This window comes from Streptomyces tropicalis, from assembly GCF_029269835.1.
In the GTDB taxonomy this organism is placed as follows: Bacteria; Actinomycetota; Actinomycetes; order Streptomycetales; family Streptomycetaceae; genus Streptomyces; species Streptomyces tropicalis.
Map to the genome: position 1 here is coordinate 124,325 of NZ_JARJBB010000002.1, position 19,413 is coordinate 143,737.

A 19,413-nucleotide genomic window follows, 5' to 3' on the forward strand; every position below is an offset into this window, starting at 1 on the left:
CCCCAGTGCGGTGCAGCCCTGGACGGCTCCACCGCACTGGGGGTCTTCGCCATGATCAAGCCGTGGCTGCCCACAGCGCTCGTGATCAATACGCCTGACTACATCAATACCCCTGACTACGGGGCCGAGATGCGGCGGCCGCCCCGGCGGTCGGGGTTGCGGCCGGTGGTGCCGGTGGTGCCGGTGGTGCCGCCGGTGGTCTTGGCGGTCGCCGTTCGGCGGGTGGATCCGCCGGTGGGCTTGTTCGAGGCGGCTCCGGAGGCGGCGCTGCGGTTGGAGCCGCGGCCGCTCGTGCCGCCGGCGCCGCCGGTGGTCCCGCCGGCTGCCGCCCGGCGGGTGGAGCCGCGGCCACCCGTCCCGGAGCGGCCGTCTGCCCCGGATCGGCTGCCCGCGCCGGCGGCCGAGCCGGTCGTTGCGCCGGTCGCTGCTCCCCCGCCGTCTCCGTTGCGGCGTCGGGGGCCGGAGCGGCGGGCGGGCCTGGTGCCGGGCTTCCGCTCCGGGCGGGACGCCGTCGGGGTGGCCGGCTGGGGGATCTCGATGGTGACCGGCACGCCGGACGGCTCGCGGGCGCCGGTGATGGTGGCCAGTTCCGTGTCGCCCGACGTGATGCGGGCCGTCCGGGGGCGGATGCCCGCGTGTGACATGAGCCGGGTGACGTCCCGCTTCTGGTCGGGCAGGACCAGCGTGACCACGCTGCCGGAACCGCCGGCGCGGGCCGTGCGGCCGCCCCGGTGGAGGTAGTCCTTGTGGTCGGTGGGGGGATCGACGTTCACGACGAGGTCGAGGTCGTCGACATGTATGCCGCGGGCCGCGACGTTCGTCGCCACCAGCGCGGTGACCTGGCCGTTCTTGAACTGTTCCAGGGTGCGGTTGCGCTGCGGCTGGGAGCGGCCCCCGTGCAGTGCCGCCGCGCGGACACCGACGGCGAGCAGGCGCTTGGTGAGCCGGTCGGCGGACCGCTTGGTGTCGAGGAAGAGGATGACCCGGCCGTCGCGGGCGGCGATGCGCGTGGTCACGGCCTTCTTGTCGGTCTCGTCCAGGAGGTGGAGCACGTGGTGCTCCATCGTGCTCACTGCTCCGGCGGACGGGTCCACCGAGTGGACCACGGGGTCGGTCAGGAACCGCTGCACCAGGCGGTCGATGTTGTGGTCCAGGGTGGCCGAGAAGAGCATGCGCTGGCCGTCGGGCCGTACCTGCTGGATCAGCTTGGTGATCTGCGGCAGGAAGCCCATGTCGGTCATCTGGTCGGCCTCGTCCAGCACCGTGATGCGTACGTCGTCGAGGACGCAGTCACCCCGGTCGACGAGGTCGTTGAGCCGGCCGGGGCTGGCCACGACCACCTCGGCGCCGCGCCGGAGCGTGCCGGCCTGCTTGGTGATGGACAGCCCGCCGACCACGGTGGCCATCCGGAGGTTCACCGCCGTCGCGTACGGGGTGAGCGCGTCCGTCACCTGCTGGGCGAGCTCACGGGTGGGCACCAGCACGAGGGCCAGGGGTGCCTTGGGCGCCGCGCGCAGTCCGGCCGTGCGGGCCAGCAGCGCGAGCCCGAACGCGAGGGTCTTGCCCGAGCCGGTGCGGCCCCGTCCCAGGAGGTCACGGCCGGCGAGGGAGTTCGGCAGCGTGGCGGCCTGGATGGGGAAGGGTGCCGTCACGCCCTGTGCGGTGAGGGTCTTCAGCAGTCCCGCGGGCATGTCCAGGGCGGCGAAGTCCTCGACGGCGGGAAGTGCGGGCGTCGTGTTTTCCGGCAGCCGGAATTCCCTGGGCGACGACGGGGACGGTGAGGGGGACGAGGCGCGCCGGTTCGGCTTCTGGGGCCTGCGGGACATGCAGTTATCTGCCTTCCTGGATACAGCACAAACCGGGGTCTGCACCGTGACGGTGCGGACCCCGGTGAGTGAATACGCGTCCGGCTATCAGGCGGGGACGATGTTCTCCGCCTGCGGGCCCTTCTGGCCCTGCGTGACGTCGAAGGAGACCCGCTGGCCCTCCTGCAGCTCACGGAAGCCCTGGGTCGCGATGTTCGAGTAGTGGGCGAAGACGTCGGGGCCGCCGCCGTCCTGCTCGATGAAGCCGAAACCCTTTTCAGAGTTGAACCACTTCACGGTTCCCTGTGCCATGATTTTCTCCTTCTGTAGGCAGAGGCCCCATCCGGAGATGCCGGGAAAACAACTAATGCGCCCATAGGAAATGCATTCCTGTCAGGCGCACATGGGTTCATGGGTACCACAACTGCAACACGGGAACCGTAGCACAGCTCGGCGGCCGGCGGTGGGGCGGCGGAGCACGTTCCGGGGTGCGGGCGCCTCAGCCGGTCGGTGATCATCGCGCTCGCCCGGCCGCGGCCCCGCTCACCCGTCCTGGCAATGCCCCGGGCCTCACTGTGTTTCCCCAGGTCAGGGGTGGGCAGTCCGGTCCGGTAGCCCCTCAGCAGCCCCCGAGTCCGCAATGGGCCGGCCAGGGCCGGTCGCAGGGTCGGGGGGCAGGCTCGGGGTGCAGAGCGGAGCGTGGTGCGGCCGGCCGGCCGGTCGACGCGGCCGCCGTACGGAGGGGGTGCGAGCGCTCGTCGGACGCGGCCGCCGTACGGAGGGGGTGCGACCGCCGCCTTTCGCCGGCGGCTACCGCCACCAGTCGCCGCCCGGCTCCCGCAGGATGCGGTCGAGGTACGGGCGCGGGCCGCCGGTGATCACGAGGCGGCTGTCGGTCTCGTGGTCCCGGACGAAGACGTCGTCGCGCTGCGGGAGGTGGACGACGGCGTACTGGTCGCCGCCGGCGTTGTCACCGAAGAACATCAGCGGGTCGAAGGGTATGTGGGGCCGCGGAAGTCCGGGGCGCTCCGGAACTCCGCGTCGTCGTGGCCGATGCGTTCGGCGTCCCGGATCACGTCGGCGCCCTCGTGGGCGACCCCGTCGCACTCCCCCAGCAGCGCGGCCAGGTCGGCGGGGAGTGGCCGGCCCAGGTCCTTCCACCGCGTCCAGGAGGGCGGGGGTCGACGGGGGCGCCGAGGTCGGCCCCGGCAGCCAGGGACAGGACCAGCTCGCGCCACATGAGGGGAGTCTTCCAGGGCGCCGCCGGCCGCTGGGAGTGCGGGCCGGCCCGTCGGTGTCCGTCCGTGCGGGCGGTGTGACCGCCGGTGGCGTCGGAGCGCGCGTCCGGAGCCGGGGCAGGCGTGGCCAGGTGAGTGCGCCGGGGCGGGCGTGGCCGGGCGGGGGCAGGCATGGCCGGGCAGGCGTGGCGGGGCCCGGGAGTCGTATCCAGCTCCCGGGCCCCTGGGATGCCACCATGTGCGCTCGCCGGTGGCGTTTAAGAGCGCGGATCAGTCATGAGGCCGCCGTGTTCTTCCTTTGAACTACCGCACCGCGGAGAGGTGCAGACGAGAGTCGAACTCGCATCCGGCGGCGGTCGTCCGCGTTCCGTCGATCCGGCGATCGGCGGCGAATGCTGAAGCTTGAGCGAGAGTCTGAGATTGACCGCGGCTGCCTCTGCCGGTTGGGCCACCCCGGCACGTGGTGCCGGGGGAAGGACTCGAACCTTCACCGTGACCGCGGGTATTCAGGCTGAACGTCAGTTTCAGCTTGCGCTCGTGGCGCGGGCCGGGCCTCAATCCGGTCAGCGCCCTGGGGCGCACCCCCGCGTTCGCGCGCGGGGGCGTTCATGGGGTGTATCCGGCTCAGCCGAACAGGTAGCCGAACACCGCGTCGCCGACCCGCTGGTCGCCGACCTCGGCGCTGTTGGCCTCCTCGCGGGCGTACTTGACGGCCTGCTGGAGCTTCTCGACGCGGTCCAGCAGTTCGTTCACCCGGCGTGCGGGGAGGGCGCCGGAGAACTTCACCGTGGTCCAGTAACCGACGGGGACGTCCTCGTAGTACACCTCGACCTGCGCCGGGTGCTTGTCGGTCGCCTCGGCCTTGACGTGGTTGCGCGGGACCTTCTTCGTACGGATCGTGCGCACCGCGTCGGTCTTCCACCAGTCCGTCGAGGGGTCCAGCGACCAGGACTCGGCTGCGTCGAGGACGGGGAGCTTCTTCACGAAGGCGTGCAGGTCCGTGAGCTGCTTCTCGAGGAACAGCAGGTGCCCGACCGGGACTTCGGCGACGATGGTGCGGCCGTCGACCACGACGTCGGCGCGGGCCGTGCAGTTCGCCCAGTCCTTGGTGGCGGTGACGTCGAACAGCCGGGTCAGGGACGCGGCGGTCTCCCGCAGCACGTCCTCGGCCTTGACCTGCACCCGCGTGGACTCCGGCGGCAGGTGCTCGCCCTCCTCGTCCTTCGGCTGGTAGGTGCGCGAGATGCCGGCCAGCAGTGCGGGCTTCTGGATCCGCTGGTGTGCCGCGGTGGTGTCCTGGAACGACTTGCTCTTGACACCCTTTTCCACGGCGATGATCTGATTGAGCTTCGCCACGTCCTTCCCCCTTCGAACGCGTCGAACGTAGCCGACCGGGAGCGCGGGAGTCGCCCGGTTTTTTTCGACCGGCGGGCGGGAGCGGCCGCCCGGGGACGGTCAGTTGGAGCCATACCCAATGATGTCGCTATGTAGCTAAATGTCCTTTTTGTTCGTGAGGTAGGGCACACCGGCGCGCAATTTCGCCTCAACTCGTGGCCCGTGTGCGCCCGTTGCGGGTATTCGTACATCCGTCCTGTTTGGGACCCTTATCTACCCCCATGGTCTTTCGACCCTTCGTCCCTTTCACTCGGGATGGTCCGCCCTACACCACTTCGGGTCACAGGAAGCAGTACGGATATGCGCCACTCGTCCGATATTCCGGAAGTCCCCATGCAGCCCCACGCGGTGACCGCCGCCGAGGTCGTCCCCGGCGACCTGGTCGCCCTGTCCTCCGAGGACGCCGAACGGCAGCGGTGGTGTGTCGTGATGCACACCCTGCCCGAGACACCGGAGTCGATCCGCCTCACCCTGCGGCCGCCGCTCGGCGGCGTCGACCGCGAGGCGGTGCTGGCGCGGCTGCAGGAGGTGGTCGTCGCCTCGCGGCGGGTGGACGTGGCGGGCGTGCCGGCCGTGTCCTCGCCGCCGCTGGACCGGATCGTGTTCCGCGACGGGGACCGGGTGAGCCGGCTGCGGGCGGTCGACCCGGCGGGCGTCGAGGTGACGTACGAGCGGCGCTGGGGCGTGTGGCACCGGGACCTCGACGGTGGCAGCACCGAGGTCGCCACCGACGCCGACGTACGGGCCTGGGCGGCCGACGCCGACCACGCGGGCTACGTCGTACGGCACCGCACGCGCCCGAAACGCGAGCCCTCGGGGGCCGGGGTGCGCCGGGTGGTCGTGACCGGGCTCGGGGCCGTGACGCCGCTCGGCGTCGGCGTCGGCGAGCTGTGGCAGGGGCTGCTCGACGGCCGTCACGGGATACGGGAGCTGGTGGACGAGGAGTTCGCGGACCTGCCGGTGCGGGTGGCCGGCGTGGTGCCGGTGGACCCGGCCGGGCTGCTGCCGCGGGCCGAGGCCCGCCGGATGAACCGGGCCGCCCAGTTCGCCGTGCTCGCCGCCCGCGAGGCCTGGGCGGACGCCGGTTTCGCCGAGGGCGGCACCCGTGAGAGCGGGCTCGACCCGGAACGGGTCGGGGTCAGCCTCGGTGCGATCCTCGGGGACGCCTCCGTGCTCGTCGGCGGGGACCGCAGGCTGCGGGAGAAGGGGCCCCGGGGGGTCTCCCCGCTCACCACGCCCATGACCGTGCCCTCGCAGGCCTCCTCGCAGATCTCGCTCGACCTGCACATCACGGGCGAGGCCCGGACCGTCACGAGCGCCTGCGCCTCCGGGACCGAGGCGATCGGGCAGGCCATCGACCGCATACGGTACGGACGCGTGGACGTCGCCCTCGCCGGTGGCGCGGAGGCCGTGGTCACCCCGGCGATCATGGCGTCCTTCGCCGCGATGCGGGCCCTGTCCGGGCTGGGACTCGACGGCGGGACGTCGCCCTCGCGCCCCTTCGCCGCGGACCGTGCCGGATTCGTCAACGGGGAGGGCGCGGGACTGCTCGTCCTGGAGTCCGAGGAGCACGCCCGCGCCCGCGGGGCACGGATCTACTGCGAGGCAGCCGGCTGGGGGCTGTCCGCCGACGCCCACCACATGGCCGCCCCCGACCCCAGCGGCGACGGGGTCGCACTGGCACTGCGCCGGGCGCTGCGGGACGCGGGCGGACACGTCGTCGACGTCGTGCACGTCAACGCGCACGCCACCGCCACCGTGGAGGGCGATCTCGCCGAGGCCGGCGCACTGCGGGCCGTGCTGGGGCGGCGCGGGGTGCCGGTGACGGCGCTCAAGGGCCACCTCGGGCACCTCCAGGGGGCCGCCGGGGGCGTGGAGGCGGTCGCGGCCGCGCTCACCCTGCACCATGCGCTGGTGCCGCCGACGGTGGGCTGCACCGAGGTCGACGAGGAGATCGCGCTGGACGTGGTCACGGGCGCGCCCCGCGCCCTGCCCGAGGACGGGGACCTCGTGCTCAGCAACTCCTTCGGCTTCGGCGGGCACAACGCGGTGCTGGCGCTGCGAAGGGTGCGGTAGGGGGCGGCGCGGCCGCCCTTGCCCCGCCCGGGCGGGGACGGGCCGCGCGGGTGCGGCCCCCTCCCGGCCCACACAGGACGTACGGGTCGGCCCCCGCAGGCGGGCGACTCGGCCCGCGCAGGCGTAGGGGCCGGCCCCTGCACGCAGACACACCGGCCGGCCCCGCAGGCGTACGGCTCGACACCCGCAGGCGTACGGGCCGGCCCACGCACCCGCGAGGCCCGGCCCCCGCGGGGTGCGGGTCGCCGGGTCGGGACGGTTCCCGTCCGCGCGCTCCGGTGCCGCGTCGACCGGTCCGTACCCGGGCGGCCCCGTCCGGGTGGACGCACGGAGGCCGTGACAGGGGGCGGCCCGAGGCGCACCGACCCCGGGACGGGAGCCGGGCGCGGCAAGGCCGTCCGGGGCGCCGCGGCGGGTCAGGCCGTGCGCTTGCGCGCCACTGCCTTCGCCTTCGCCGTCGTCTTCGTCGTCTTCGTCGTCTTCGTCGTCTTCGTCGTCTTCTTCGCCGTCTTCTTCGTACCGTTCCGGCCGGTGCGGGAGGACGTGGAGGAGGCCGACGCCGTGCCGTCGGCGGTGGCCGTGCTGCCTTCCTTGCCCCCGGTCGCCCTCGACGTCGACTTCTTCGGGGAGCCGGAGCCGCTCGCCGTCTTCTTCGCCGTGGCCTTCCTCGCCGTCGACGTCGACTTCTTGCCCGAGGTGTCCTTCGGGGCCGTGCGGGACGACGTGGCCCCGGGCAGGCGGGTGACCTCGGCCTTCGCGCCCGCCCGCGAGCCGCCGGTGCGTCGCGCGCGTCCGGACGGCTCCGCCGTCTCGGCCTCCCCCGCGGTCTCCTCCGGCTCGCCGCGGGACTCCTTGGCCGCCCGGACGCTCTTCTCCAGGGCCGCCATCAGGTCCAGTACCTTGCCGCCGCCGGCCGGCTCCGGGGTCTCGGGAGGCGTCCCGCCGGCGGCCTTCGCGGCGATGACCTCCTCCAGGGCCTCCCGGTACTCGTCGTGCAGGTCGTCCAGGTCGACCTCGCCGAGCGTGTCCATCAGCGCGTCCGCGAGGTCCAGCTCCTTGTCGCGGACCTGGACCTCGGTGTCGGGGGCCACCCCCTCGGGGGCGCGAATCTCGTCGGGCCACAGCAGGCCGTGCATGGCGATGACGTCGCCGACCACGCGCAGCATCCCCAGACGCTCGCGGCCGCGCAGCGCGAACTTCGCGATGGCGACCTTCCGGCTGCGCTTGAGGGCCTCGCGGAGCAGGGTGTAGGGCTTGGCGGCGGGGGCGCCGCTCGCGGCCAGGTAGTACGCGTGCTCCATCTGGAGCGGGTCGATCCGTTCGGCCGGGACGAAGGCCACGATGTCGATCGTCCGCGCGGTCGGGAGCGGCAGGTGGGCCAGGTCCTCCTCGGTGATGGGGACGACCGTGCCGTCCGCGTCCTCGTAGCCCTTGCCGATCTCGGCCTGGGTGACCTCGCGGTCCTCCAGTTCGCAGACCTTGCGGTAGCGGATGCGGCCGCCGTCCTCGGTGTGGATCTGGCGGAAGGAGATGGTGTGGCTCTCGGTGGCGTTCACCAGCTTGATCGGGATGCTGACCAGGCCGAACGAGATGGCGCCGTTCCAAATGGATCGCACGGGCAGCATCCTCCGGATCATTGTGCGGCGTTTCGTGGCGATAGAGCCGATATCAATGTTTTTCTTATCGTATGGCGCCGATCACGGAGGTGGAGGGACGACGGCTCGCGCTCAGCAACCTGGACAAGGTGCTGTATCCGGCGGCCGGGTTCACCAAGGGCGAGATGCTGCACTACTACGCGACCGTCGCCGGGGTGCTGCTGCCCCATCTGCACGACCGGCCGGTGTCCTTCCTGCGGTATCCGGACGGGCCGGACGGCGAGGTCTTCTTCGCCAAGAACGTGCCCCCGGGCACCCCCGGATGGGTCACCACCGCCGAGGTGCCGCGGTCGGACGGCCCGGCGCGGATGGTGCTGGTGCAGGACCTGCCGAGCCTGATGTGGGCGGCGAACCTGGTGACCGAGTTCCACACGCCGCAGTGGGTCGTGCAGGCGCCGGAGCGGGCGGACCGGCTGGTCCTCGACCTGGACCCGGGGCCGCCCGCCACCGTGGCCGACTGCTGCCGGGTGGCGCTGTGGCTGCGGGAGCGGCTCGCGCGGGACGGGATCGAGGCCTACGCGAAGACCTCCGGTTCGAAGGGGCTGCACCTGCTGGCCGCGGTGCGGGACGCGTCGAGCGGGCGGACGTCCGCGTACGCCAAGGGGCTGGCGGTGGAGGCCGAGCAGGCGATGCCCGATCTGGTGCTGCACCGGATGACGCGGAGTCTGCGCCCGGGGAAGGTGTTCGTCGACTGGAGCCAGAACGCGGGGCGGAAGACGACCGCGGCGCCCTACACCCTGCGCGCCCGGACCGAGCCGCTGGTGTCGGCGCCGGTCACCTGGGCGGAGGTGGAGCGGTGCCGGGAGCCGGAGCGGCTGGAGTTCCGGGCCGGGGACGTGCCGCCCCGGGTGCGGGAGCACGGGGACCTGCTGGCGCCGCTACTGGACCCCGAACACGCCCGCCCGCTGCCCTGACCTGCGGTGGGACGGCCGTCGGCCACGTCGGCTCAGGCCCGGCGCCAGGTGTTCCGGTCCCGGGCCATGGCGTGCAGGCCCTCCACGTCCGCGGGCTTCAGGACGCCCCCGAGCCGTGCCAGGCCCGGCAGGTCCGCCTCCTGCAGGACGCGCAGCCCGCGGGGCGGGGCGGTGACGCGGACCTCGGCGGCACCGACCGCCACGAGCACGGGGAGGACCTCGGCCGTGAGGGCGTGGGAGGCCCGGTCGGCGGCGGCGCGCAGCCGGCGGAGCAGGGGCTCCGGATCGCGGCGGCCGAGGGCGACCAGGGGGTCGGCGACGTGCACCCGCTGCTTGCGGGCGGGCAGGGCGTGGACGGCGAAGAGGCCGCCGGGGCCGATGACGAGGTGGTGGATGCGGTCGCCGCCGGGCAGCGGGAGCGAGTGCAGGGCGTGCCAGCCGGAGCCGTCCAGGCGGTCCAGGGCCTCCCCGACGGTCTGCTCGGCGGTGAGCGCCCTGCGCCGCGGGTCGGGGCGCAGCCGGTGCGCGGGGCCGGGGTCCCGGTCGAGGGCGACCAGCAGTGCCTCGCCGGGGCGGTTGGGCGCCAGGTCGTCGTCGGGGTGGAGGGCGAGCCGGGCCAGCTCCGCGGGCGTGGGGACCGGGGGCGGGCCCACGGTCACCGGGCCGGTGAGGAAGGGCCCGAGGGCCTCCAGCACGTCCTCCCTGCGGTCCTCGCCGAGCAGGTTGACCCGGCCCGCCTCACGGTCGTACCAGGCGACGCTCGTGCCGTCCGCGTGGCAGACGTAGAGCCGCTCCTGTCCGTGGCGCCCGGCCGGTACGACGCGCAGTCCGCTCATGCACCATCACCCCATGTCCAAGGGAACAGGAGGGGTGCTCCGGGGGCAAGAACCTGGCTACCTTTGACGGCACCGGGGAGGGCGAGGGAGGCGGCGTTGCGGATCCGCGGAGAGCAGCCGGGCGTGCCGGTTCCGGACCGTCCGTGGAGCGAGGTCGTGCCGGGCCTGTGGATGGGCGGGCACGAGTTCGCGGGCCCCTCGGGGCGGCCGGAGGACGCCGTCGTCGGCGACGAGTTCGACCTGGTCCAGTCCCTGGTCAGGCGGTCCGGCCACGGGCCCGGCCCCGGGGTCGAGCACCAGGTGTGGCCGATTCCCGACGGGCCGCTGGACGGGACGCAGCTGGCCGGGGTGATCCGGCTGGCGCGGGCGGCCGGCGAGGCGCTGGACCGGGGGCGCCGGGTCCTCGTCCGCTGCCATCACGGGTACAACCGCTCGGGCCTGGTCGTCGCGCAGGCCCTGGTCGGCCGGGGGCGCGGGGCCGACGAGGCGATCCGGCTGATCCGCGCCCGCCGCTCCCCCTGGGCGCTGCACAACGAGCTGTTCGTGGCGTACCTGCGGACGGGGCTGCCGACGGCCCGCCTGCTGGAGGAGTTGACGGAGGAGCCCGCGGAGTAGACGCCGACGGCGGACCGGGCCCGGGTGGTGCGGACGCCCGCGGCCGGCCCGCGCGCCGGCCCGCGCGCCGCGGGACCGTGGCAGTCGGTCCGCCCGCCACGGCACGGCCCGCCACAGGACCGCCGTTCCGCTGCCCGAACCGTCCCGCCCGACGCGGCGGCGTATGTCGCCGGGACCGCCCGGCGGGATGCGTCACCGGCCCTTCCGGGCAACCGGCCAATCGTTTCGCCCGGCGGTGCGTAAGGTGTGCCGGACATCGTCTGGCGTAATCCGGCCGGTGAACAAAAAGGACTTCCGTACGAATAAGGTGTACGAGGCACACGGCCCCGCACCCGACCGGAGAGCAGTGATCCGAAGACGTCCCGTCCTCGCCACCGCCCTCGTCGCCCTGCTGACGGCGACGGTGGCGGCCTGCGACGACGCCGGAGGGCTGCGCGGCGCCGGCGCGACACCCACCGCGGTCAGCCCGGCCCGGCTGTGGCCGTCGCTGAAGCCCGCGGCGAGCCCGGCCTGGCCCTACGACGAGGTCCAGATCGAGACGGTGAAGGGTGTCACGGCGCCCGGCGACGACATCCGCAGGGTCGATCCGGCGGCCGTCGTGCGGGCGGAGATCGCCGCGCATCCGGACGACTACCGCGGCGCCAAGGCCCCCTACCGGGACGTGTCCGCGCGGCTGGCGGACTGCGCGCCGGGCCGCGACCGCAGCCGGTGCCCGGTGCTGCAGGCGTACTACCGCGATCTCACCGGTGACGGGCGCGAGGACATGACGCTCGGCTTCCGGCTCTCCCCGACCAACCAGACCGCTGTCCGCGTCTACACCTTCGAGCAGCACCGGCTCGTCCAGGTCTTCGCCAACGACGACGCGGTGATCGGCGTGGAGCTGGCCGGGCGGTCGGTGATCATCCGCTCGCCCGCGGGGATCGCCGGCTACGAGTACCGCACGACGTGGGCGTGGGACCCCGAGCAGCGGGCCATGGTGTTCTCGCGGGACGAGTTCCTGCGCACCGGCCAGCACAAGCCGACCCACGCGCGCACCAAGGACCCCTCCGGCTCCCCGTCGCCGGCCCCGCAACTGTTCTCCCCGGAGCCCTCCCCCGCCGGGCCGACCGGCTCCGCCGCGCCCTCGCCGCGGCCGTCCGCCACCCCCTCGGCGAGCCTGCGATGAGGTTCCCGCTGCCCTGGTGGGCCGGAACGCTCGCCGCGAAGTCGGCCGCGTTCATCACGGTGATGTGCTGCGGGCTGGCCGCCATGCTGGGCGTGCTGGTGCACGTGTCGGTGACCGACCAGACCGTCGGCCAGGCCCGGGCGCTCGCGCTGGCCCGGCTGCGGGACGCCACGAGCGCGTTCGAGGCCGGGGACACGCTGCTGCCGGGGGCCGGTGTCGATCCCCCGGGGCTGCCCGGCTCGCTGCGGCGGCTCGCGGCGGCGGGCGAGCGCGGCACGATGGTGGCCCAGCACCGCGGCCGGCCGACGATGTGGGCGGCCGGGCCGGCCGACCACGGGCGGGCGCTGGCGGTGGAGGTCGACTACCTGCAGAGCGCGCGGACCATCGCGGGCCTGGACCGGGCGATCCTGTGGTCGTCGGGGCTGGCGATCGGAGCGACGCTGCTGGTGGGTTCCTTCGCGGTGACGCGGGTGACCCGGCGGCTGCACACGACCGCGCGGGTGGCCCGGCGGATCAGCACGGGCGATCTGGACGCCCGGGTGGACGACCCACTGGCGAAGGACGGGACGCGTCCGCAGGACGAGGTGGCCGCGGTCGCCGCCGCACTGGACTCGATGGCGGCGTCGCTCCAGGGCAAACTGCTGGCCGAGCAGCGGTTCACCGCGGACGTGGCGCACGAGCTGCGCACCCCGCTGACCGGCCTGCACATGGCCGCGGAGCTGCTGCCTCCGGGCCGCCCGACGGAACTGGTGCGCGACCGGGTGGCGGCCCTGCGCACGCTCACCGAGGACCTGCTGGAGATCTCCCGCCTGGACACCGGTCGGGAGCGGCTGGACCTCGACACCGATCACCTCGGCGCGCTGGCGGAGCGGGTGCTGCGGGCGTCGGCGGCCGGGGCCGAGGACGGCGCCGGGCGGACGGCCGACGCCACGGTGCACGTGGTGCGGGACGTGTACGTGGAGACGGACCGGCGGCGGCTGGAGCGGGTGCTGGGCAACCTGGTGGCCAACGCCCGGCGGCACGGGCGGCCGCCGGTGGTGCTGACCGTGGACGGGCCGGTCGTGACGGTGCGGGACCACGGCGACGGCTATCCGGAGTACCTCGTGACGCACGGGCCGCAGCGTTTCCGCACGGAGGGCGGGGCACGCGGGCACGGGCTCGGGCTGACCATCGCGCTGGGCCAGGCGGAGGTGCTGGGCGCGCGGCTGGAGTTCGCCAACGCGGCCGGGGGCGGGGCGCTGGCGCGGCTGACGCTGCCCCAGCTGCCGCCCGCGGAGGCCGCGGAGGCCGCGGAGCCGCCGCCCGGGGGCGCCGTCCCCGATGGCGCAGCGTGACGGGCGGGCGGCGGGCCGCGCTCCTAGGGTGGCGGTACGTCAGTTCCGCCCGCTGCGGGCGGGCCTCGCCGCCCCAGGTGGAGGTACTCCCATGCCCCTGCGCTCCCGCCGCACCCGGCCGGCGGTGACGGCCCCCGCCCCAGCCGTCGCACCCTCCGCCGGATCCGCGCCGCGCCGGCGCTGACTCCCCCAGCGGACGAGGTGTCACCCATGAGCAGGTTCCGGACATGACCGAGGCCGGAACCGCCGTGTCCACGGCGCAGCCCCCGGCGCCCGCCGTCCGGCTGGCCCGGCGCCGCGGCGTCGAGCTGTCCCTGATCGTCCTGGCCGTCCTGCTGTCGGTGTACGGCTACTGCGCGGTGGGCCTGGCCAAGCACGGCACCCTCCCGCCCGGCGCGGCCGTCTACGGCGCCGGGCTCGCCGTGCTCGCGCTGCTCGCGCACGGCGCGGTCCGGCTGCGGGCCCCCTACGCCGATCCGCTGCTGCTTCCCATCGGCGTGCTGCTCAACGGCCTGGGTCTGGTGCTGATCTACCGCCTGGACCTGGAGACCCCGGGCGAGCGGGCGGCGCCGATCCAGCTGGTGTGGTCGACGCTGGGTGTGGCGCTGTTCATCCTCGTGGTGCTGGTACTGCGGGACCACCGCTGGCTCCAGCGCTACGCCTACGTGTGCGTGGTCGCCGCGCTGGCCCTGCTGACCCTGCCGATCGCCTTCCCGGCGGTCAACGGCGCCCGCATCTGGATCCGCGTCGGCGGGTTCTCCATCCAGCCGGGCGAGTTCGCGAAGGTGCTGCTGGCGGTGTTCTTCGCCGCGTACCTGGCCGCGAACCGCAGTGCGCTGGCCTTCACCGGCCGCCGTCTGGGGCCGCTGCAACTGCCCACCGGCCGGGTGCTCGGACCGGTGGTGGCGATCTGGCTGCTGAGCGTCGGGGTGCTGGTGCTGGAGCGGGACTTGGGCACCTCGCTGCTGTTCTTCGGGCTGTTCGTGGTCCTGCTGTACGTCGCCACCGGACGCATCGGCTGGATCGCGGTCGGGCTGCTGCTGGCGAGTGCCGGGGCGGTCGCGGTCGGCTGGCTGGAGCCGCATGTGCACAGCCGGGTGCAGGACTGGCTGGACCCCTTCGCCTCCATCCGGGCGGGCCAGGGCCCGGGCCAGGTCGCCCAGTCGCTGTTCTCCTTCGCGGCGGGCGGGGTGCTCGGCACCGGACTGGGCCTCGGCCACTCGATCCTCATCGGCTTCGCGGCCAAGTCGGACTTCGTGCTGGCCACCGCGGGCGAGGAGCTGGGCCTGGCCGGGCTGTCCGCGGTGTTCCTGCTGTACGGGCTGCTCGTGGAGCGGGGCTACCGTGCGGGCCTGGCGCTGCGCGACCCGTTCGGCCGGCTGCTCGCCGTCGGACTCGCCTCGATCGTGGCCCTGCAGGTGTTCGTGATCGCGGGCGGGGTGACCGGCCTGATCCCGCTGACCGGGATGGCGATGCCGTTCCTCGCGCAGGGCGGCTCGTCGGTCGTCACCAACTGGGCGATCGTCGCGCTGCTGATCCGGGTGAGCGATGTGGCGCGCCGTCAGTACGACGGGACGGTGGCGCCGTGACCGGTGAGGGGACTCCGTCGTGACCCGGTACATCCGGCACGCCACCGCCTTCGGCGTGGTGCTGCTCACCGCGCTCCTGGTGCACACGGCCTGGCTGCAGGTGCTGCAGGGTCCGTCGTACGGGGGCAATCCGGCCAACCGGCGGCCCACCATCGCCCGGTACGAGCAGCCGCGCGGCCGGATCCTGGTCGGGGGCCGCGCGGTCACCGGCTCCCGGGACACCGGCGAGCAGCTGCGCTACGAACGGACCTACACGCAGGGGCCGTTGTACGCGCCGGTCACCGGTTTCGCCTCGCAGCGGTACGGGACGACGCTGCTGGAGCACGCCGAGGACCGGGTGCTGTCCGGCACCGATCCGATGCTGTCGGCGTTCCCGCTGTGGAACGACTTCACCCGGGCGCAGAACCCGGGCGGCGACGTGGTCACCACACTCGATCCGGCCGCCCAGCGGGCCGCCTACACGGGGCTGGGCGCGCGCCGGGGCGCGGTCGCCGCGATCGAGCCGACGACGGGCCGGATCCTGGCGCTGGTGTCGGCCCCGTCGTACGACCCGGCGGAGCTGTCCGGCAACGGGCCCGCGGTGACGCGGGCCTGGAACCGGCTGAACTCCGATCCGGCGCAGCCGATGCTCAACCGGGCGGTGCGGCAGACGTATCCGCCGGGCTCCACGTTCAAGGTGGTCACCGCGGCGGCCGCGCTGGACAGCGGGGTGGTGACGGACCTGGACGAGCCGACCGACTCCCCCGACCCCTACACCCTGCCCGGGACGACCACGCGCCTGGCGAACGAGGCCGAGGACTGCGAGGACGCCCCCCTGCGCTATGCGTTCGAGTTCTCCTGCAACACGGTGTTCGCGAAGCTGGGCGTGGACGTGGGCGTGGCGGGGATGCGGGCGGCGGCGCAGGACTTCGGCTTCAACGACCGGGGGCTGCGGATCCCGTTCTCGGTGGCGCCGAGCAGTTTCGACACGACGGTGGACCGGGGGCAGCTCGCGCTGTCGTCGATCGGGCAGTACAACACGCGGGCCACCCCGTTGCAGATGGCGATGGTGGCGGCGGCGGTGGCCGACGGCGGGCAGGTGCGGACGCCGTACCTGGTGGAGCGGACCACCCGCAGCGGCGGTGACCCGGTGGCGACGGCCGGGTCGCGGTCGGCGCGGCAGGTGATGCACCCGTCGACCGCGGAGCGGCTCCAGGAGCTGATGACGGACGTGGTCACCGAGGGCACCGGCCGGAGCGCGGCGATCCGGGGTGCGACGGTCGGCGGCAAGACCGGCACCGCCCAGCACGGCGTGGGCAACACCGGCATGCCGTACGCCTGGTTCGTCTCCTGGGCGCAGGGCCGCGGGGACACGGCACCGCGGGTGGCAGTGGCCGTGGTGGTCGAGGACGCCTCCGCGCGGCGCGGGGACATCAGCGGCGGCGGGACGGCGGCGCCGATCGCCAAGTCGGTGATGGAGGCGGTGCTGCACACGCCGCCGGCCCGCTGAGGGAGCCCCGGGCGGCGGCCCGGGGAGCGTGCGGCGGCTCAGCCCGTCGCACCCTCCTCGACCGCCTCGGCCACCTCCGCCACCCGGGCCTTCTCCTCGGCGGCGAAGCGTTCGGCGTCGAGGCGTTCGGCGATCTCCTCGTCCTCGTTCATGAGCCGGTCGAGGCTGGAGTCCCCCAGCTCCAGGACGCCCATGTCGACGTAGGCCTGCTGGAGCCGCTTCCCCCACAGGCCGATGTCCTTGACGCACGGGACGATGCGGCTGAACAGCAGCCGGCGGAAGAGCTGGAGGAACTCCGACCGCTCGCTCAGCTCCTCGGCCTCGGCCCGCGGGATGCCGAAGTTCTCCAGGACCTCCACGCCGCGCAGCCGGTCGCGCATGAGGTAGCAGCCCTCGATGACGAACTCCTCGCGCTCGCGCCGTTCGGCGTCGGTGAGCTGCCGGTAGTGGTCGCGCAGCGCCAGGCGGCCGAAGGCCACGTGCCGGGCCTCGTCCTGCATGACGTAGGCGAGGATCTGCCGGGGCAGCGGCTTGGTGGTGGTGTCCCGGATCATGCCGAAGGCGGCCAGGGCGAGGCCCTCGATGAGGACCTGCATGCCGAGGTAGGGCATGTCCCAGCGGCTGTCGCGGAGGGTGTCGCCGAGCAGGGCCTGGAGGTCGTCGTTGATCGGGTAGAGCATCCCGATCTTCTCGTGCAGGAAGCGCCCGTAGATCTCGGCGTGCCGGGCCTCGTCCATGGTCTGGGTGGCGGAGTAGAACTTGGCGTCCAGGTCGGGCACCGACTCCACGATGCGCGCCGCGCAGATCATCGCGCCCTGTTCGCCGTGCAGGAACTGGCTGAACTGCCAGGAGGCGTAGTGCCGTCGCAGTTCGCCCTTCTCCCGCTCGTTCATCCTGTCCCAGTACGGGGTCCCGTAGAGGGTCATGGACTCCTCCGGGGTGCCGAGCGCGTCGTAGGGGTCGACCTCCAGGTCCCAGTCGATGCGCTTCTGCCCGTCCCACTGCTTGTCCTTGCCCTTCTGGTACAGGGCGAGCAGCCGGTCGCGGCCGTCGTCGTACTCCCAGCTGAAGCGCGCGGAGCCGCTCGCGGGCACCTGCCACCGGGACTCGCCCGGATCCTTCGCGTACAGGTCGTAGGTCGGCATACTCCGCAGGCTCACACGTAGACGCCGGGTCAACAAGTCATGTGCAAGGGATTGACGCTCTTGCTGACAAGCAGTCTCATAAGACTCCAGGACACGTGACCCCGGGCAACGAGGTGGGACAGCCATGACGACCGTGACGGAAGCCGACGCGCTCGCGGGACTGCGGGACGCGCTCGGCCTGCTCAAGGACCGCGAGCAGGTGGCCGAGCGGCTCCTCGACTCGTCCGCCAAGCACTCCTTCGACCCGGACAAGGAGCTGGACTGGGACGCGCCCTTCGAGGAGGGCAAGTGGTTCTGGCCGCCCGAGCTGGTGTCGCTGTACGGCACGCCGCTGTGGAAGCGGATGGGCGAGGAGCAGCGGATCCAGCTCTCCCAGCACGAGGCCGCCGCGCTGGCCTCCCTCGGCATCTGGTTCGAGCTGATCCTCATGCAGCTCCTGGTCCGGCACATCTACGACAAGGCCGCCACGAGCGCGCACGTGCGGTACGCCCTGACGGAGATCGAGGACGAGTGCCGGCACTCGAAGATGTTCGCGCGGGTGATCGAGCGCGGCGGCACGCCCTGGTACCCGGTGAGCCGCGCCCACCAGAACCTCGGGCGGCTGTTCAAGACGATCTCGACGACCCCCGGGTCCTTCACCGCGACCCTGCTCGGCGAGGAGGTCCTGGACTGGATGCAGCGGCTGACCTTCCCGGACGAGCGGGTGCAGCCGCTGATCCGCGGCGTCACGCGGATCCACGTCGTGGAGGAGGCCCGGCACGTGCGCTACGCCCGCGAGGAGCTGCGGCGGCAGATGGTGACGGCGCCGCGCTGGTCGCAGGAGTTCACCCGGGTCACCTCCGGCGAGTTCGCCCGCGTCTTCTCGGTCGCCTTCGTCAACCCCGAGGTCTACACGAACGTCGGCCTGGACAAGCGGGAGGCCCTGGCGCAGGTCAAGGCCAGCGGCCACCGGCGCGAGGTGATGCAGACGGGCGCCAAGCGGCTGACCGACTTCCTCGACGACATCGGCGTGCTGCGCGGGGTGGGACGGCGGCTGTGGAAGTCCTCCGGCCTGCTGGCCTGATCGCGCGCCCGGCACCGGTGGCGCCCGCAGCCGGCGCCGGGCGTACCCGCCGGGCCGCCGGATCAGCGATTACGCTGCCGGTCATGACCCCCCAGGCCCCCACTCCCGCCTACCGGAGACTCAGCGTCGAGGAACGCCGGGCCCAGCTGCTCGACGCGGCGCTGTCGCTGTTCGCGCACCGGGCGCCCGAGGAGGTGTCGCTGGACGACGTGGCGGAGGCGGCCGGGGTCTCCCGCCCGCTGGTGTACCGGTACTTCCCCGGCGGCAAGCAGCAGCTGTACGAGGCCGCGCTCCGGTCCGCCGCCGAGGAGCTCCGGCACTGCTTCGACGAGCCCCGCGAGGGCCCGCTGCTGCCCCGGCTCGCCCGCGCCCTGGACCGCTACCTCGCCTTCGTGGACCAGCACGACGCCGGCTTCACCGCGCTCCTCCAGGGTGGCAGCGTGGTGGAGACCTCGCGGACGACCGCCATCGTGGACGGCGTCCGGCGGGCCGCGGCGGAGCACATCCTCAGCCATCTGCGGGTCGAGGACCCCGGCCCCCGGCTGCGGATGACCGTGCGCATGTGGATCACCGCGGTCGAGGCGGCCTCGCTGATCTGGCTGGACGAGGACAAGCAGCCGCCCGCCGAGGAGCTGCGGGACTGGCTGGTCGAGCAGTTCGTGGCGGTGCTGGGCGTGACCGCGGGGCGGGACGCCCAGACGGCGGCCGTGCTGGCCGCGCTGCCCCCGGCGGATGGCTGACACTGGTGCCGTGAAGAGTCAGGACACCCCGTTCGAGGGCGGCCCGTTGGACGGCCGGGTGCTGCCCGTGCTGCTCGGGCCCACCGGCCATCCCCCGAAGACGTACCGCATCCCGGTCCCGGACGCCGCGGGCGGCCCGCCCACCGTGCTGGTCTACCGCCGGGTCCCCCGCGGCCACAGCCGTCGGCTGGGGGTGCCGACCGGCTGGAAGTACCTGTTCGACCCGGAGGGGAAGCGGGGCGGCGGGCTGCGGTGGCCCTGGTCGCGGCCGGAGCGTGCCGGCGGGACGGGGGCCGTCGCGGCCCCGGACGGCAGCCCGGACGGCACCCAGGGGTGACCTCGCTGCGCCGGACG

Annotated in this window: 17 protein-coding genes; 10 read left to right on the top strand and 7 right to left on the bottom strand. The window is 73.7% G+C overall.

The features are described 5' to 3' along the window. Positions 1-116: 116 nt before the first annotated feature. The 4 genes from P3H78_RS04520 to P3H78_RS04535 all read right to left on the bottom strand — a co-directional run bounded on the left by P3H78_RS04520 (position 117) and on the right by P3H78_RS04535 (position 4,399). Complete coding sequence (locus P3H78_RS04520; RefSeq protein WP_276107446.1) at positions 117-1,826, bottom strand: DEAD/DEAH box helicase; 1,710 nt, start codon at positions 1,824-1,826, stop codon at positions 117-119. A gap of 87 nt (positions 1,827-1,913) precedes the next feature. Then, complete coding sequence (locus P3H78_RS04525; protein ID WP_007502648.1) at positions 1,914-2,117, bottom strand: cold-shock protein; 204 nt, start codon at positions 2,115-2,117, stop codon at positions 1,914-1,916. 498 nt (positions 2,118-2,615) lie between these two features. Continuing rightward, positions 2,616-2,789 carry a hypothetical protein gene (locus P3H78_RS04530; RefSeq protein ID WP_276107447.1) on the bottom strand — a complete coding sequence of 58 codons (174 nt, stop codon included), beginning with the start codon at positions 2,787-2,789 and terminating at the stop codon, positions 2,616-2,618. Between the two features lie 878 nt (positions 2,790-3,667). Further along, positions 3,668-4,399 (bottom strand): DUF7873 family protein, encoded by a 732-nt coding sequence (locus P3H78_RS04535; RefSeq protein WP_276107448.1) that lies wholly within the window; start codon positions 4,397-4,399, stop codon positions 3,668-3,670. A gap of 372 nt (positions 4,400-4,771) precedes the next feature. Between P3H78_RS04535 and P3H78_RS04540 the strand changes: the two genes are divergently transcribed. Further along, complete coding sequence (locus P3H78_RS04540) at positions 4,772-6,514, top strand: beta-ketoacyl-[acyl-carrier-protein] synthase family protein (protein WP_276107449.1); 1,743 nt, start codon at positions 4,772-4,774, stop codon at positions 6,512-6,514. Positions 6,515-6,930: 416 nt separating this feature from the next. Here the strand turns inward: P3H78_RS04540 and ku are convergent, their stop codons facing one another. Further along, positions 6,931-8,130 (bottom strand): non-homologous end joining protein Ku, encoded by a 1,200-nt coding sequence (gene ku, locus P3H78_RS04545; protein WP_498073041.1) that lies wholly within the window; start codon positions 8,128-8,130, stop codon positions 6,931-6,933. 71 nt (positions 8,131-8,201) lie between these two features. Between ku and ligD the strand changes: the two genes are divergently transcribed. Next, positions 8,202-9,083 carry a non-homologous end-joining DNA ligase gene (ligD, locus tag P3H78_RS04550; RefSeq protein ID WP_276107451.1) on the top strand — a complete coding sequence of 294 codons (882 nt, stop codon included), beginning with the start codon at positions 8,202-8,204 and terminating at the stop codon, positions 9,081-9,083. Between the two features lie 32 nt (positions 9,084-9,115). Here the strand turns inward: ligD and P3H78_RS04555 are convergent, their stop codons facing one another. Further along, positions 9,116-9,919, bottom strand: coding sequence for a nuclease-related domain-containing protein (locus tag P3H78_RS04555; protein WP_276107452.1), 804 nt, complete (start codon positions 9,917-9,919; stop codon positions 9,116-9,118). Positions 9,920-10,015: 96 nt separating this feature from the next. Between P3H78_RS04555 and P3H78_RS04560 the strand changes: the two genes are divergently transcribed. The 5 genes from P3H78_RS04560 to P3H78_RS04580 all read left to right on the top strand — a co-directional run bounded on the left by P3H78_RS04560 (position 10,016) and on the right by P3H78_RS04580 (position 16,111). Beyond that, positions 10,016-10,534 carry a protein-tyrosine phosphatase family protein gene (locus P3H78_RS04560; protein WP_276107453.1) on the top strand — a complete coding sequence of 173 codons (519 nt, stop codon included), beginning with the start codon at positions 10,016-10,018 and terminating at the stop codon, positions 10,532-10,534. Positions 10,535-10,880: 346 nt separating this feature from the next. Continuing rightward, positions 10,881-11,699, top strand: coding sequence for a hypothetical protein (locus P3H78_RS04565; RefSeq protein WP_276107454.1), 819 nt, complete (start codon positions 10,881-10,883; stop codon positions 11,697-11,699). Next, positions 11,696-13,033, top strand: a complete 1,338-nt coding sequence (locus tag P3H78_RS04570; RefSeq protein WP_276107455.1) for an ATP-binding protein — start codon at positions 11,696-11,698, stop codon at positions 13,031-13,033. Before P3H78_RS04565 ends, P3H78_RS04570 begins: the two co-directional genes overlap by 4 nt. A 227-nt stretch (positions 13,034-13,260) precedes the next feature. Next, positions 13,261-14,622: an FtsW/RodA/SpoVE family cell cycle protein gene (locus P3H78_RS04575; protein WP_276107456.1), complete on the top strand. Its 1,362-nt coding sequence runs from the start codon at positions 13,261-13,263 to the stop codon at positions 14,620-14,622. Positions 14,623-14,641: 19 nt separating this feature from the next. Next, positions 14,642-16,111, top strand: coding sequence for a penicillin-binding transpeptidase domain-containing protein (locus P3H78_RS04580; RefSeq protein ID WP_276107457.1), 1,470 nt, complete (start codon positions 14,642-14,644; stop codon positions 16,109-16,111). A 38-nt stretch (positions 16,112-16,149) separates the two neighbouring features. On the opposite strand, the gene P3H78_RS04585 is transcribed toward P3H78_RS04580, so the two are convergent. After that, on the bottom strand, positions 16,150-17,256 hold the full coding sequence (locus tag P3H78_RS04585; RefSeq protein WP_276107458.1) for a ferritin-like domain-containing protein: 1,107 nt from the start codon (positions 17,254-17,256) through the stop codon (positions 16,150-16,152). Between the two features lie 124 nt (positions 17,257-17,380). On the opposite strand from P3H78_RS04585, the gene P3H78_RS04590 reads away from it, so the two are divergent. The 3 genes from P3H78_RS04590 (at position 17,381) to P3H78_RS04600 (ending at position 19,396) form a co-directional block, all read left to right on the top strand. Further along, positions 17,381-18,319, top strand: coding sequence for an AurF N-oxygenase family protein (locus P3H78_RS04590; protein ID WP_276107459.1), 939 nt, complete (start codon positions 17,381-17,383; stop codon positions 18,317-18,319). 83 nt (positions 18,320-18,402) lie between these two features. Then, entirely contained in the window at positions 18,403-19,059 is a 657-nt protein-coding gene (locus P3H78_RS04595) for a TetR/AcrR family transcriptional regulator (RefSeq protein ID WP_276107460.1), read from the top strand. 10 nt (positions 19,060-19,069) lie between these two features. Next, positions 19,070-19,396 (top strand): DUF8847 domain-containing protein, encoded by a 327-nt coding sequence (locus P3H78_RS04600; RefSeq protein WP_276107461.1) that lies wholly within the window; start codon positions 19,070-19,072, stop codon positions 19,394-19,396. The last annotated feature ends 17 nt before the right edge of the window (positions 19,397-19,413 follow it).

Excerpts from the sequence above, each read along its gene's own strand:
- P3H78_RS04530 (WP_276107447.1), bottom strand. The coding sequence starts at position 2,789 with ATGTTCTTCGGTGACAACGCCGGCGGCGACCAGTACGCCGTCGTCCAC.
- P3H78_RS04525 (WP_007502648.1), bottom strand. The coding sequence starts at position 2,117 with ATGGCACAGGGAACCGTGAAGTGGTTCAACTCTGAAAAGGGTTTCGGC.
- P3H78_RS04585 (WP_276107458.1), bottom strand. The coding sequence starts at position 17,256 with ATGCCGACCTACGACCTGTACGCGAAGGATCCGGGCGAGTCCCGGTGG.
- P3H78_RS04570 (WP_276107455.1), top strand. The coding sequence starts at position 11,696 with ATGAGGTTCCCGCTGCCCTGGTGGGCCGGAACGCTCGCCGCGAAGTCG.
- P3H78_RS04540 (WP_276107449.1), top strand. The coding sequence starts at position 4,772 with ATGCAGCCCCACGCGGTGACCGCCGCCGAGGTCGTCCCCGGCGACCTG.
- P3H78_RS04555 (WP_276107452.1), bottom strand. The coding sequence starts at position 9,919 with ATGAGCGGACTGCGCGTCGTACCGGCCGGGCGCCACGGACAGGAGCGG.
- P3H78_RS04520 (WP_276107446.1), bottom strand. The coding sequence starts at position 1,826 with ATGTCCCGCAGGCCCCAGAAGCCGAACCGGCGCGCCTCGTCCCCCTCA.
- P3H78_RS04575 (WP_276107456.1), top strand. The coding sequence starts at position 13,261 with ATGACCGAGGCCGGAACCGCCGTGTCCACGGCGCAGCCCCCGGCGCCC.
- P3H78_RS04590 (WP_276107459.1), top strand. The coding sequence starts at position 17,381 with ATGACGACCGTGACGGAAGCCGACGCGCTCGCGGGACTGCGGGACGCG.
- P3H78_RS04595 (WP_276107460.1), top strand. The coding sequence starts at position 18,403 with ATGACCCCCCAGGCCCCCACTCCCGCCTACCGGAGACTCAGCGTCGAG.
- ligD (WP_276107451.1), top strand. The coding sequence starts at position 8,202 with ATGGCGCCGATCACGGAGGTGGAGGGACGACGGCTCGCGCTCAGCAAC.